We start from the raw sequence: 13220 nt of genomic DNA on the forward strand, positions 1-13220 counted from the left end.
GGGTCCTGTCGACGTTCACGCGCTACTGCCCCCAGTGCCTCGCCGGAGACGGGTCCGCGATCCAGCAGCGACATGGCGGACCCTGGAAAACGGAATGGCGTCTGGCCGTCAGCTTCGTCTGCCGTGACCACCGCGCCTTCCTCCGGCATCTCTGCCCCAGCTGCCGACGTCCTGCCCACAAATTCGACGCCAGGGCAGGCTCCAGGCTCCTGCCGTTCATGCAGTTCAAGGACCTCCACCCCGGCCAGTGCCGCAATCTCGCGACCGACGAAGAGGTGCTCGACCTCTTCTGCGGGGCCCGCCTCGACGCTCCTCCGGCAAGCCCGCGGCTTCCAGCTGCCCCGTCGGCCCTCCTGCACCTGCAGGACCGCATCGGGGCCCTTCTCGACGGCGCCGGCAGCTCTCAGGCGGCTCGCACATACTTCACCGACCTGCGGATCTTGTCCGCGATCGTCCTCGCGACCTGGCCACTGGCCATGGAATTCAACCCCGCACCACTCTCGAAGGCCATCGAGAGTGATCTCTCCAGGCACCACCGCAAGCTCAGCGTCATGCCCGTTGAGCGACGCAATCACACCTGGGACCGGCCTCCGGAGTCGGCCATCGCCTCAGCGGCTCTTCTCCACACCGCGGACCAGATCCTCGCACTTGACCAGAACGAGCGCGATGAAGCCATCAGATCCATGATTCGCTCAGGGCCCGCCCCGGACTCCGGGCGATGGGGACGGACGAACCTCGCCCTGGTCCAAGCATCGGCTCCCTTCCAGAAAGCGGTCAGACAGGCGCAAGAGCACCGGTCACGGAACCTGGGGCGTGGCCCCGGCCGCCGCCTCGATCCGAACCTCTACCGCCCAGAACATGTCCCTCAGTGGCTCCCAGACCACTGGCTGCAGCATCCCAATGGCGAGCGCCTCACTGCACACCTCCACCGCCCCATGCATCGTCGAGCAGCCGCCGTCCAGCTCATTCAGATGATGTCGGACATGAGCGTCCAGGAAGCAGAACTCTTTCTCGGGATCCAAGGCACATACCTTGAGCTTGGAGACGGCGACCACCGCCTGCCCGTCGCCCTGCTCCTTAACGACCGGGAGCTCGAAGTCCTGGCGAACCGGAGCAGGGAGGCAATCTGCCCAACCGACTACCGTCACCGCCGGAAAAGCCTGCCATCGTGGACGCTACCCCAGTCACACTGGGCCACAATCTGGCAGCAGATCGCACCGAGGCCCGGCACGACCCCGCCACACGACGGCCCCCGGAAGCACCAGGCCGCTTCGGAATTCGTCTGGGCACGCGTCACCGGCAGTGAGCGACCGCTCGCCCCCAGAATCCCAGTCCTCCCGCCCCAGCTAAGGCACCGCAAATCCTGGGCATCGCTCGCAGACGCCCTCGCAACCCCAGGCCCAAACACCCACTACTCCCAGCTCAGCTTGCTCCTGGCGAACTACGCCGACGAACTGGCCGCCGTCGTTGACCGGAACCCACATGGCCACATACGCGCCGACACAATGGCCAACTACGAATCGTCACAGCCGTCTGACCAGTGAGAACGGCAAGGCCGCTGGCCACCTAGCGATCGTGGTCACATCGGGGGGTGGAGGCGTTTGAACTCACACGTTGGAGCGACAGGAGTTTCAGGGCACCCGATCAGGGCCTTGCGCAGTGGTTGTTCGATGTCCACCGACAGGCCCGCACGATCGGCTGGCGTAGATGCGTGACGAGGTTCGCCCGCCTTGTGGGGGAGAGGGGACGTGAGCAAGCAGCCACCGCGGGGAGCTGAAGTTGCAGGCGCCTGAGCCAGCTCCTCACACGGCGACCCAGGGTGAGACGAAGGTGAGCGGGTGCTCGGCGGCGGAGTCCATCCGCATGGTGGCGCCGACGGGGAGGGTGTATTTGTGGGGGGTGTGCCCGTACGGGAGGTCGTGGGCGAGGGGCCAGGCGTACTCGCGGCACAGGTCCTCGACCATGTCGGTGACCGTGATGCCCGCGGTGGCCTCGCAGCCGACGCTCTGTCCGACGATCAGGCCGGCGATCTTGTCGAGGACTCCGCAGTCCCGCAGGTGAGTGAAGGTCTGGTCGAGGAGGTCTGTGGTCTTGAAGGCGTCCTCGACCGCCAGGATCGCGCCGTCCCAGCGCGGCTCCCACGGGGTGCCGAGCAGGCAGCGCAGCGAGGAAAGGCACCCCGCGATCAGGGGGCCTTCGGCGACGCCCGGTCGGGTCCAGGTCAGGGGTGCGTCGATCCGGGCGGCGGCGCTCTGGCCGGCGAGCATCGCGGTGAAGTGCTCGGCTGTCTCAGCTGGGCTGGACGGGTCGGCGACGTCCCACATCAGCGACGGACCGTGGAGGGTGACGAGGCCGGTGCGCGCGCTGATCGCGTTCAGGACGAGGCTGGGATCGCTCACGCCGACGATCAGCTTCGGGTTCATAGCGATCAGCGGGAGGTCGAGTCCCGCCAGGAGTCGGTTGGAGTTCCTCCCGCCGCCCGCGCATACCACAGCGGCGATCGACGGGTCGGCGATCATCTGGTGGAAGTCGTCCAGGAGGTCGTCGGTGGCGCCGGCGCGGTATCCGGACCGGCCGGTGGCGTGGGGGCCCACGGCTACATCGAAGCCGAGGCCGGTGAGCGCTTGGACGCCGCGGGCGAAGACGTCCGGAAGTTCGGCGGGTTCCGGGGCCGAGAGGGTGACGATGCCAATCCGATCTCCCTTGGAGACGGGTGCCGCGAGCCGGAGGGCTGTGCTCATGTGGGGGACTCCATTCGCTGGTTGCTTGGATGACGGTGGGACTCCACGGCACGCCACGCCGAAGGCGCGTGCGGGGACGGCCCACGGCGTCCTGGATGGCGGCCGGTGCGCGGTGCGTCAGCCCCGGATCTGGCCCTTGGAGGACTCCTCGGGGTCGGTCAGGCGCAGATGAAGGGTCATGACCGCATGGTCGGAGAGCCCGCTCTCCCGGGGTTCGTGCCGGTAGCCGCAGGCGAGGATCCGGGCAGTACGGGAGCTGGTGAGGTGGATGTGGTCGAAGCGGAATCCGTTGCCGCTGTGCCCGTACCAGGAGTGGGCGTTCTCCTCGGGGTGGAGGTGGCGGAACGCGTCGGTGAGGCCGGCCTTCTCGAAGGAGTCGTAGAAGTCGTACTCCCACGCGCCGAACACCTTGTGCGGCGGCTGGTGCCCGGGCTCGATGACGTTGAGGTCCCCGGCCACGATCACTGGCATCCCAGGGAAGAGGGAGTCCAGTTTCGGCAGGGCCTCGGTGACTGCGCTCTGGAACGCCTTCTTGGCCTGGTTGCGGCGCTCCACCGGCCCGCGGGAGGGCACGTACAGGCCCAGGATCCCGATGTCGCGGCCGCCGATGGTGACGCGGGCGGCCGGGGCCCGGTGGGGGGTGAGGGTGACCGGGCTCTCCACCTGCTGGGCGTCAGGGGTTCGGCAGGCGATGACGGTGCGGTAGTCGGGGGTCTTCGGCTGCGGCGCGATGACGGTGGCGTACCCGCGTTCGGTCAGTGCGGTGACGAGTGCGTCGCCGCCTTGGGTGGAGGAGACCTCGGTCAGGACGACGATGTCGGCGTCCTGCTGGCCGGCGATCCATTCGGCCTGGCGGCGGGAGCGGTCCGGGGAGGCGTGCTGGGCGTTGAACAGCACCAGGCGTGCCGTGTCGGCGGACGGCTGGTGGACGGGCGGATCGGAGTCGAGGAGGGACAGCTGCCCGGCGGGGAACGTCATCGGGTGGCGCCCTTCTCGTCGAGGAACACCTCGCCGCGGGCGTCCAGGTTTTGCTGGAGCCGACCGAGGGTGTCGCGGACGTAGCCGAGTTCGGCCTCGGTGAGGGGCGTGCCGATGGCGTTCAGGTTCTCTCGGATCTGCTCGGGCCGGGTGAAGCCGACGAGGACGGCGGCGTGCTCGGCCTGCTGGAGGCAGTACTGCAGGGCCAGGCGGGTCAACGCGGCCGGGGTGTCACCGAAGCGCCGGCGCAGCGGCTCCAGCCCGTCCTGGATGATCTTCAGCGCGCCGGGGGTGAACCACGCCTTGCGCAGCCGGTGGTCGCCGGGAGCGAAGACCGGAGGATGCGCGGGGTCGTACTTGCCGGTGAGCAGGCCCTGGGCGAGGGGCTTGTTGATCAGGACGCTCGCGCCGAGGGACGCGGCCAGGGCGAAGATGTCCGGGCGGCCGTCGGCCGGCGGCGGGGTCAGCGCGTTGAAGCGGGCCGCGAGGTAGTCCGGGCGGATCCGCTCGGCGAGGTAAGCGAAGCGCGCGTACTTGTCGCCGCGCTGCTCCTTGGCGACGGTGACCCGCTCGGTGGCGTAGCGGTGCGGGCCGCGCATCCCGATCGCGGTGATCAGGCCCTGGCGCTGGAAGTCGTGCATCTGCGCGACGGCCTCTTCCAGGTAGAGGTCGCCCGGGCCGAAGTCTGCGTTGTGGAAGAAGTAGATGTCCAGGCGGTCGGTACGCAGGTTCTCCAATGTCGTCTCGAGCTGGCGGCGCATCGCCGAGGGCAGGTAGGCGTGGGCGGCGGTGCCCCGGTGGTAGCCGACCTTGGAGGACAGCACGAGCGTGGAGCGGTCGACGGCGGCGACGAGGTCCCCGATGATCCGCTCGGAGTGGCCGTGCCCGTACACGTCGGCGGTGTCGATGAGGTTGGCGCCGAGCTCGTAGCCGGCTTCCAGGCCGCGGCGCGAGGCGGTGTCGTCCGCGGTGGACCAGCCCATGGGCAGGCCCAGGTTGTGGTCGGATCCGCCCAGCGCCCAGGCTCCGATCCCGATCGGGTGGACGGACAGGTCGCGGGCGAGGGTGCGGCGGGGCGGGGACTGCGATGCACTCACAGGAAGTACCTCTTATCTCTTAATTGATGGCAAAACATGATTTAGCGCTGTGGGGTGTGAGTATGGTGCGTCGGGTGATGACACAACCCCCTTTCACCGAACTTGACTTGGCTGCGATCAGTGAGCGCCGCTGGGTGGACCGCGGCGACTTCTCGGACGCCGAGTTCGAGCGCGCCGGCGCCTTCTACGAGCAGATGCGCGTCCACGACGACCGCCTGGAGCAGATCCGCACCGACGCCGCGGACCTGATCACCGAGTGGACCGGGCACAAGCCCCGCGACGTCGGCTCCTTCGGCACGAAGCTGAACCTGGAGACCTCCGACCTGGACCTGGGCATCGGCTACCCGGTCGAGGACCGGGAGGTGCTGCACAAGGCCCTGAAGCCCCACACGCGGTTCCTCGGCGAACGCAAGACCCGCTTCTCCACCTCCCGGCTGGTCTTCGCCTTCAGCGTCAACGGCATCGACATCGACCTGAGCGCGCTCACGGTCGAGGACTTCGCCGTCTCCTGCCGGATGCTCGACCAGATCGACGTGACGATGACCCACGATGAGCGCATCGCGCACACCTGGGTCAAGCACCTGCTGCGCACTTCGGGCCAGACGCAGGCGTACGCGGCGTGGAAGCTCGTCACGTACGCCCGGTTCTGCCCGGAGTTCAACTGGGTGCCGATCCCGGAGGAGAAGACCGGGGCGTGAGCACCCCGGTGCCCCGCCGCCCGGACGGGGGCGGGGCACTGGGGTCCGGCCGGGTGTCTCAGGCACAGGATTCCGCCGCGTTGATCAGCTCCCAGCTGGTGGCGGACTCCCACCGGCCGTGCTCGCGGGTGAGGGTGGCGGCGTGCTCGCCGGTCAGGTGGACGCCGACGTTGAGCACGGTGGCGGCCATCTGCTCGCGCAGCAGCCCGGCCCGCTCCTCCAGAGCCGTCTCGATCCGCGCGGACAGTGCGCTCTCGTCCTGGGGCCGGCCGAGGTCGTGCGGCTCGATCGCTTCGATCATGTCGCCGAGAACCTGGTATGCGGCGTCCTTCAGGACTATGCGGGCGCGCCGGACGGCGTGGCGGGGCGGCCCGTCGAGGACCTTCTCCAGGCTCTTGAAGGTGTAGTCGAGGGCGAAGTTGCGGTCCACCCACCGCTGTGCCCAGCCGCTGGCGACGCCGATACGCCAGTCCTGGTAGCGGCAGGCGACGCGGCCCATGAGCGGCTCCTCCTGCCCGGTCAGGCCCTGGGCGGATGCCTGGCGGGTGTAGGCGGCGCCGATCAGGCACTCCATGCTGACGAGCATGTAGCTGATCCCGGTGTGCAGCGGCCGTCCGGTGCTGTGTTCGGCCACCCACTGCTCGTCGCGGACCCCGCGGACGATCTCCTCCTCGCTCCGGCCGGGCTGCGGGCGCAGCAGGAGATCGGTGCGTCCTTGGAAGGCGTGGGTGGCCTTCAGCTCGTCGAAGGTCATCAGCGGGTCGAAGGTGATGTAGGTGTAGCGAGTGGGGACCGCGAGCGCGGACAGGGTGCGGATCGCCAGCGCGTTCTGCGCGGCGGCGGTCTCCTTGTTGAACCGGGTCAGGATCGAGTCGACGCCGGACTCCACGCCGAACAGCATCCGCCGCAGCCCCAGTTCGACCAGGGTGCGCCACATGCGGGCCCGCTCGATGTGCCAGTCCTGGCCCTGGTCGGGGTGGACGGTCTGGTCGATGCGGCAGCTGGATTCCCAGGCGAACCCGGCGTCGTGGAGAAGGTGGGCGAGGTGCAGGATCCGGGGGACGGCGTCGGGGCCGGCGCCGATGATCTCCTCGTCGACGAGGTAGAGGGTCCGGGAGACCTGCGGGTGGCGGTCGAAGACCTTGCGGAGTTCGGTGAGGAACCAGGGCAGCTGTTCGGGGGCGGCGCCGGCCCAGTGGCCCTTGTGGCCGCGGGGGCAGAAGGAGCAGGTGTTGGTGCAGCCTCGGCTGGTCTCGGCCTGCGCGACTCCGTGGTGGGCGAAGGTGGCCGGGAGGAGGTCGAGTTCGGGCAGGATGTCGCCGCTGGTGTCCCGGGTGACGGGTTTGGCGGTGCGGCGCCGGCCGATGGTCAGGCCGCCGCCGCGGGCGGCGCCGGTGTAGCCGATGCCGGGTATCTCCTCGCGGCGGATGTCTCCGTGCCAGTGGGCCAGGACCGCGCCGATGGTGGCCTCGCCGCCGCCGCGAGCGACGAGCAGGCCGGGGTAGCGCTCGAGGAGCAGATGTTCGTTGCGGGCGGTGAGGCTGCCGCCGGCCACCACCAGCGGCGGCTTCGACAGGGCGAACGCGGCGTCGAGGAGCTGGAGCATCAGGTCGTGCTGCCCGAACGTGGCGGAGATGCCGACGATGTCCGGGGTTTCGGTGGTGACCTGTTTGAGGAGGTCCTCCACCGTGATGCCTAACTGCATGTCGGACAGGGTGATCGTGCCGGTCAGCGTGGTGCGGGCGGCGCGGGCGACGTCGCTGATGCCGAGCGGGAAGCGGGGCAGGGGGAAGAACTCGGGGTGGTAGAGCGCCATCAGGTGCACGTCGGGCCGGGTGAAGCGCTCAATGGCGCTCTCGCTGATCTCGGCGTACGACAGCCAGGAGTCCGGGGTGTGCAGGTTCAGGTGTCCCTCGGTCCACTGCGGCCAGTTGCGGGCCGCGTGCTCGCGGCCGGACAGGTCGGCGGCGACCCATCCGCCCGAGGGGCGTTCCAGGAGCAGCAGGCGTCCGTCCAGGGTGCCGGTGACCCGCACCCGGCCCGCAGCGCCGTCCAGATGCTCCTCCAGCCAGGACCGCACGCGGTGGGGGTCGATGAGGAGCGGATCGAGCGCGGCGCGGTCGGGGTCGGTCAGCGGGCGGCTGTCGGGGTGCGCGGTGGCAAGGGCCCGGGTCAGCCGGTCCACGGCCGCGGTGTGCCTGTCGTCCATGAGCGAGTCCTTCGGGTACGGGGCCACGCCCCCGGGGGGCGGGGAGGAGTTCCCCCGGGGGCGTGACCGCATTCGTCGAGCGGTCAGGTGGTGCGGGACGCAGGGCGGGCCGAGGGCTGGGAGCGGCACCATGCGGCGAGGTCGGCGGGGGTGGCCAGCAGGTGCTCGGGGCCGGCGGCCTTGAGGTCCGCTTCGCTCGCGTAGCCGTAGGCGACGGCGACCGCGATCAGTCCGGCGGCGTGGGCGTGGCGGACATCGCTGCCGGTGTCGCCGACGTACGCGCTCGCCCCGTGCTCCTCGCGCAGGGCGCGGAGCTTGTCGGTCTTGCTGCCCGGGTCGTCGCGGGCGAGCAGGATCCGCGGCATCGCCGCGGCGCCGAGGTCACGGGCCAGGAGGGAGTGGACGGTGGTCTGGTGGCTTCCGGTGACCACCGCGTATCCCAGGCCGGCGGCCAGTTCGGCCAGCGGTGCGATGAGTTCGGTGACGAGGGTGCCCGGTTCTGCGGCCGCCCGGTGTGCGGTGAGTTCGGCGTGCCGCTGCCAGAACAGTTCGGCGACCTCGAAGTCGATCCAGCGGGTCAGCGATGCGCTGAGCACCCCCTGGTAGACGACGGGGAGCTCGTCGGGGCCGGCAAGGTCGGGAAGGTCCTGCAAGTCCATCTCGCTGCGGGCGTCCTGGTAGCAGCGCCAGGCACGCTCGCGGGAGTCGTGCAGGACCCCGTCGAAATCGAAGGCGATCATCGTCAGCCCGCCTCGCTCAGGGCGACGCAGGGCACACCGCACCAGGCGAGCAACCCGGGCCGGGGCAGCAGCTGCTCGAGCTCGACGAGCGCGCCGTCCGCGTCCGGCCAGGACGCCGGTAGGCCCAGCGGGGCCAGGAGGAGCGTGTTGCCTTCCCTCACCGGCAGGAACCGGTCCCCGGCCCACCGGGTGATGGCGTTCTGGGCCAGCACCGTCTCCTCGGCGGTCGGGCCGGGCCCGCCGTCTGGGGCGGGGGCGCCGCCGAAGGTCAGCCGGGGCTGCACGAGCGCCTCGGGCGGCCTGTGCCACAGGTGACCGATGCGCGGGCCCGGCTCCCGACCGGCCTCCCTGGTCGGGGGCCGGCCGGGGGCCGCATGGTGCAGGAGGTGCTGCACGAGGCGGGCGGCCTCGGTCATGGCGCGCTGGAGCCGGTACGCCTCCACCGCGGTCTCTGCGGCACGCTGGGGGTTGTAGGTGCGCGGGAGTTGCCCACCGCGGGCCGTCCCGTAGGCGAGCAGGGCGACGGCGAGGGGCGTGTGCCAGGGCCGGCCGTCCGGCAGGCGCCGGCCGATACTCTCGGCGACGGCTTCCAGGCCGCTGCCGAACGCGACGGTGAGCGCTGCAAGGTCGATCAGCGGGTTGAGGAGCTCGTTGTCACGGCGGTAGGCGTGGGTGAGGTGCCCGGTCTTGCGGAGCCGTCCGCCGTCGTCGAGGAACCACTTCTCGGCCTCGCACCGGTTGTCCGGCAGCGAGGGTGCGAACGCGGACACCAGACGGTGCAGCCGCAGAGCGGCCGCCTCGTTGTCCCCGCCGGTCAGGGCCCGGGCCACGCCGTGAAGAACCTCGGGAACCGGCCCGCCGGCGGGGCTGCGGACCGGGAGTTGCCGGGCGCGGTCCAGGACGTAGCCGACCGCCTCGTCCAGGTGCTCGGGCCCCGGCCTCGCGCCGCCGGGGTCGGCGGAGAGGAGGTCTTCGCCGAGGACGAGCGCCGGTGCCACGGCGAAGATGGCCGGGGGCACGGGGCTGCGCACGGCGGTAGCCACGGCGCGGGCCGCGTCGCCGAAGATCCCCGGCGGAACCCATCCCGCCACCGCCGGCCGGATCCCGTCGGCGCCCAGGAGGCGTACGGCGGCCCGGCCGGGCGAGCGGCGCCGCACCCCCGGCCACGGCGCCAGGACGGAGTTCTCCCGCCCGTCCACAAGTCCGGCCACCGTGTACGGGCCGTGCGTGCCCGGCCAGTGGGCGTGCGCCGCCAGATAGGCGGGCAGGCTGTCGGGCTGCAGGCGGCGGGTGGACTGCCACTGCTCGCGCTCCAGCACCGTGACCGCGATCCCGGCCTCGCGCAGCCCCTGCACGTCGCCGGTCTCGAACACCGGGACCAGCACCTCCACCCCACCCGGCGCGGTCTCCTCCCGGGCGAGGGCCAGCAGGGTGCTGCCGGTCAGCGGCGGGTCGTCGACGAGCAGCACCCTGCGGTCCCCGGCGCAGAGCTCCTCGCCCCGGCGGACCGCCGCCAGGCGCGTATCGACGCCCGCGGCCTCCAGCCGGGCGGCCACCAGCGGAGCCAGATACGCCCCACCGGTGCGCACCCCCGCCACGAGGACCGGCCCGTCCCACGTCCGGCCGTCCAGCCACGTCTCGGCCAGCGCGATCGCGTCCGGCCACTCCACGCCCTGGACCGCGAGCGCCGCAGGCAACCGCACCAGAGAGGCGTCCCGGGTCAGGTGGGTGGGGATGGACTCCGGGTCGGGGGCGACCACCGTGTCCTCCCCGGCCGCCAGCCGCCGGGCCGCGCGCAGGGTCTTGTCCCGCAGCACGTTCGCGCCCGGCAGGCCGGTGTCGCAGCAGCGGATCCACAGCGCGGCCAGGGACTCGTAGCAGCGCAGCGCCGGCATCGGCTGCCCCGCCCCGGTGTTCAGGTCCCGGGCGAGGCGCTGGACGGTGAGTGCTTCAAGGGCTCCTTGCCCGGTCATGCGGTGGCCTCGCGGCGGGCCAGGGCGTGAACCAGGCGTCCCAGGTCGCGGTACGGGCTGCGGGTGGACGCCTCCCACTCCACGGCGAGCGCCTCCTGGTACTCCTCCTCGCCGGGCGTCCAGTCGTCGCGGTGGTCGTGGAAGATCCGCACGCCCTGCCACGGCAACGGCGTCAGGCCGTTCGCGCGGGCGAGGTCATCGAGGTGGGCGGGGGTGTCGCCGCGGGTGGTGATGCCCAGGTTGCCGACGCTCGCGGCCTGCCCACTGACGATCTGCTCGCGGGCCGAGGCATACTGGCCGCGCAGCGCCTCCCGCATGCCGACGGCGAGCTGGTTCTTCGTCAGGATGCTGAGGACACCGCCGTCGGCGACAAGCCGGGCAAGGTGAGCGGCCGGGGCGGCGGAGTCGGGCAGGTACATCACCACGCCGTGGCAACACACCGCGTCGAACGCGCCGTCATCGAACGGAAGCGCGTAGATGTCGCCCGCCAGGAGCGTGACCCGTGCGGCCAGCTCCGGGACGTCGGCGACGCGCTTCGCCGCGGTGGTGAGCATGCCTTCGGACGGCTCGACGCCGGTGACCTGGTGCCCGGCGGCGGCCAGGCGCAGCACCATCTCGCCGTCGCCGCAGCCCACGTCCAGGATCCGCGCGGGCTGTTGGCCGACCTCGGCCATGATCCGGCGGGCGGTGATGTCGTGGCGCAGGCGTCCGCGGCCGCCGCTGGAGTAGGAGGCGTAGGCGACGCCGACGGTGGAGAAGTCCGAGGACTTGGAGAATTCGATGGTCATGGGGTGAACTCCTTGTTCAGGTCGGGCCAGTGCTCGACGAGGAAACGGAACGAGGGGTAACGGCCGGAGGCGAGATCGGCGCCGGCCTGCCCGGAGGGGGTGAAGGCGCCGGTGCGGATGGCCTGGCGGACGCGGACCAGGCGCGGTATTCGCGTGGCCAGCCGCGGCACCCGGGCCCGCGCCGGGAGGGACGGGAGCCAGGCGGCCAGCTGGTCGCGGCGCATCTCCTCCCACACCACGACGTCCTGGAGCGGTCCGCCCAGGTCCACGGCGAGGAAGTGCGGCACGGCGGTCGTTCCCTGCGCGGGCCCGCGGTGGCCCAGCACGGTGATCTTCCCGCGGTGGCCGGTGCGCAGGGCGGTCAGGTGCTCGGCGAACACCGCGCCCAGCGCGCAGGTCACGCATCCGCACACCGGCCGGGCGCCGGTGATGTCGTCGACGGTGAAGATCCGCTCAGCCACGGCCGCTCCCGGCGGCGGGACCGTAGAGGCGGTAGTAGTCCTCGACGATGCCCGACTCGGCGAGGATCTCGTCGGTGGCGGCCAGGTTGTGGCCGGGCCGCAGCCGGGCATCCCCGCCGGCCAGGGCCACAGCGCCGACCGCGAGTCCGGCCAGGACCAGGTCGACGTACCGGTTGGACAGGGACTCGGCGTAGTGGAAGTTGATCGGCATCCCGTGCCCGACCACGACGATCTCCGGGCCGTCGGCCAGCCGGTAGCCGGTGCCCAGAACCCCCCGGTCGGTGACTGCAGTACTGCCCTCGCGCAGCTCCGACAGCGCGAATTCGAAGTTGCGGCTGGTGGTGCTCACCAGGAAGGACCGCTGCGGCAGCAGGCGGGCCTCGGCCAGGCCGAAGCTGCGGCTGCCGACACAGCCGAAGACCAGCCGAGGCCGGTGCGTGCCCACGAGCTCGCCGAGGTTGCGGCCGGTCAGGAACCCTTCCTCGTGCGCGGCGACCAGGCGGGTGATGTCGGAGTCGAACACCGCGACCCGCATCCGCCGGTTCTCCAGGACGCGGGCCACTTCGTGGCCGATCCGCCCGAACCCCAGGACGAGAGCGGCCTGCCCTTCGAACTTCTCGTCCGGCAGCAGCCGCAGCGTGTTGCGGACCGCCGCGTCCGCAATGCCGTAGGACTCGATCATCCCCTTCATTGAGGACTCGGCGACGCTGAACAGAGGCAGCGGCAGATGGAGCCCCTCCACCTTGCGGATCCCCGAGGTGGTCTGCTCCACCAGCCCGACGAAGTGCCCGGCCCGCTCGGGAAGATCCCGCAGGACCACGGGCCACACATAGCCCCCGTCGTCCATGATCACGCTCTGTTTCCCGGCGGCCGTGACCCGGCCGATGTGGTCGGCGATCCCTTCGCGCAGGTCCCGGTAGCGCCACACCGCGATGCCGTACCGCTGGACCAGGTGCGCGTCCACGCGGTGGGTGTGCGCGTACGGGTACTCCTTGTCGATCACGGTCATGTGCGCCGGATCCACCCCCAGCGCGATCAGGCTGTCGACCAGGACGAGGAAGTCCCGCATGTGGTGGATCGTCAGCAGCACACCGACCGCGCCCAACGGCTTGTCCGGCCACCGTTCGGCCAGCCGGCTCGTCAGCGGCAGCTCACCGGCGGCCACCGCGATCTCGTCGGCGGTGAACGGCAGCTGCAGGACGGCCTTGAAGAACTGCTCGGCCTCGGCCGGCGTCCCCTGCTCGAAGGTCGTAATCAGGCGGCGGGTGTTCTCGGGCACCGAAGCGGGATCCGCCGGAGTGGCCAACGCGAGACGCCCACGGCCGCCGCCGGTGAGCGTGCACACCCACGCCGCGCCCGCGTCCTCCCACTTCACGCTCTTGACGCCGGGGGCCGCAGCGAGACGGTCGGCCAGCTCACCGGCCAAGTGCCGGGCCTCGTCATCGCTGGCGACGACGTCGACCGCGTGAACGAGCGGCGGTGCGAATGCGGGCATGGGAGCGCTCCTGTTGGGTGTCGGGTCGGGGACGTCCGGA

11 protein-coding genes are annotated in these 13220 nt (G+C 71.3%); 2 read left to right on the forward strand and 9 right to left on the reverse strand.

The genetic code is table 11. The features are described 5' to 3' along the window. Nucleotides 1-1544, forward strand: a 1544-nt coding sequence (locus ACIBEA_RS39600; protein ID WP_399268449.1) for a TniQ family protein, incomplete at its 5' end; no start/stop codon positions are given. Between the two features lie 258 nt (nt 1545-1802). Here the strand turns inward: ACIBEA_RS39600 and ACIBEA_RS39605 are convergent. The 3 genes from ACIBEA_RS39605 to ACIBEA_RS39615 form a co-directional block, all read right to left on the reverse strand. Beyond that, nucleotides 1803-2741, reverse strand: coding sequence for an LD-carboxypeptidase (locus ACIBEA_RS39605; protein ID WP_399268451.1), 939 nt, complete (start codon nt 2739-2741; stop codon nt 1803-1805). Nucleotides 2742-2858: 117 nt separating this feature from the next. Beyond that, nucleotides 2859-3719: an endonuclease/exonuclease/phosphatase family protein gene (locus tag ACIBEA_RS39610; RefSeq protein WP_399268453.1), complete on the reverse strand. Its 861-nt coding sequence runs from the start codon at nt 3717-3719 to the stop codon at nt 2859-2861. After that, entirely contained in the window at nt 3716-4816 is a 1101-nt protein-coding gene (locus ACIBEA_RS39615; protein WP_399268455.1) for an aldo/keto reductase, read from the reverse strand. Before ACIBEA_RS39615 ends, ACIBEA_RS39610 begins: the two co-directional genes overlap by 4 nt. Nucleotides 4817-4923: 107 nt before the next feature. Between ACIBEA_RS39615 and ACIBEA_RS39620 the strand changes: the two genes are divergently transcribed. Further along, the gene (locus ACIBEA_RS39620; RefSeq protein ID WP_399268457.1) at nt 4924-5514 is read left to right on the forward strand and encodes a hypothetical protein; all 591 of its coding nucleotides are present in this window, start codon (nt 4924-4926) and stop codon (nt 5512-5514) included. A gap of 58 nt (nt 5515-5572) precedes the next feature. Here ACIBEA_RS39620 and ACIBEA_RS39625 read toward each other — a convergent pair whose 3' ends face one another. From ACIBEA_RS39625 to ACIBEA_RS39650, 6 genes are all read right to left on the reverse strand, one after another. Then, nucleotides 5573-7723, reverse strand: coding sequence for a B12-binding domain-containing radical SAM protein (locus ACIBEA_RS39625; RefSeq protein WP_399268459.1), 2151 nt, complete (start codon nt 7721-7723; stop codon nt 5573-5575). An 83-nt stretch (nt 7724-7806) separates the two neighbouring features. Beyond that, the gene (locus tag ACIBEA_RS39630; protein ID WP_399268461.1) at nt 7807-8463 is read right to left on the reverse strand and encodes an HAD family hydrolase; all 657 of its coding nucleotides are present in this window, start codon (nt 8461-8463) and stop codon (nt 7807-7809) included. 2 nt (nt 8464-8465) lie between these two features. After that, complete coding sequence (locus ACIBEA_RS39635) at nt 8466-10436, reverse strand: hypothetical protein (RefSeq protein ID WP_399268463.1); 1971 nt, start codon at nt 10434-10436, stop codon at nt 8466-8468. Beyond that, complete coding sequence (locus ACIBEA_RS39640; RefSeq protein ID WP_399268465.1) at nt 10433-11224, reverse strand: class I SAM-dependent methyltransferase; 792 nt, start codon at nt 11222-11224, stop codon at nt 10433-10435. The genes ACIBEA_RS39635 and ACIBEA_RS39640 overlap by 4 nt, the downstream gene beginning before the upstream one ends. After that, nucleotides 11221-11685 (reverse strand): hypothetical protein, encoded by a 465-nt coding sequence (locus tag ACIBEA_RS39645; RefSeq protein ID WP_399268467.1) that lies wholly within the window; start codon nt 11683-11685, stop codon nt 11221-11223. Before ACIBEA_RS39645 ends, ACIBEA_RS39640 begins: the two co-directional genes overlap by 4 nt. Beyond that, nucleotides 11678-13180, reverse strand: coding sequence for a hypothetical protein (locus ACIBEA_RS39650; protein WP_399268469.1), 1503 nt, complete (start codon nt 13178-13180; stop codon nt 11678-11680). Before ACIBEA_RS39650 ends, ACIBEA_RS39645 begins: the two co-directional genes overlap by 8 nt. Between the last annotated feature and the right edge of the window lie 40 nt (nt 13181-13220).

Origin of the sequence: Streptomyces sp. NPDC051555 (genome assembly GCF_044454405.1) — a bacterium.
Classification (GTDB): Bacteria; Actinomycetota; Actinomycetes; order Streptomycetales; family Streptomycetaceae; genus Streptomyces.

Coding starts and splice junctions, on each gene's coding strand:
- ACIBEA_RS39605 (WP_399268451.1), bottom strand. CDS start 2,741: ATGAGCACAGCCCTCCGGCTCGCGGCACCCGTCTCCAAGGGAGATCGG.
- ACIBEA_RS39625 (WP_399268459.1), bottom strand. CDS start 7,723: ATGGACGACAGGCACACCGCGGCCGTGGACCGGCTGACCCGGGCCCTT.
- ACIBEA_RS39610 (WP_399268453.1), bottom strand. CDS start 3,719: ATGACGTTCCCCGCCGGGCAGCTGTCCCTCCTCGACTCCGATCCGCCC.
- ACIBEA_RS39650 (WP_399268469.1), bottom strand. CDS start 13,180: ATGCCCGCATTCGCACCGCCGCTCGTTCACGCGGTCGACGTCGTCGCC.
- ACIBEA_RS39630 (WP_399268461.1), bottom strand. CDS start 8,463: ATGATCGCCTTCGATTTCGACGGGGTCCTGCACGACTCCCGCGAGCGT.
- ACIBEA_RS39635 (WP_399268463.1), bottom strand. CDS start 10,436: ATGACCGGGCAAGGAGCCCTTGAAGCACTCACCGTCCAGCGCCTCGCC.
- ACIBEA_RS39640 (WP_399268465.1), bottom strand. CDS start 11,224: ATGACCATCGAATTCTCCAAGTCCTCGGACTTCTCCACCGTCGGCGTC.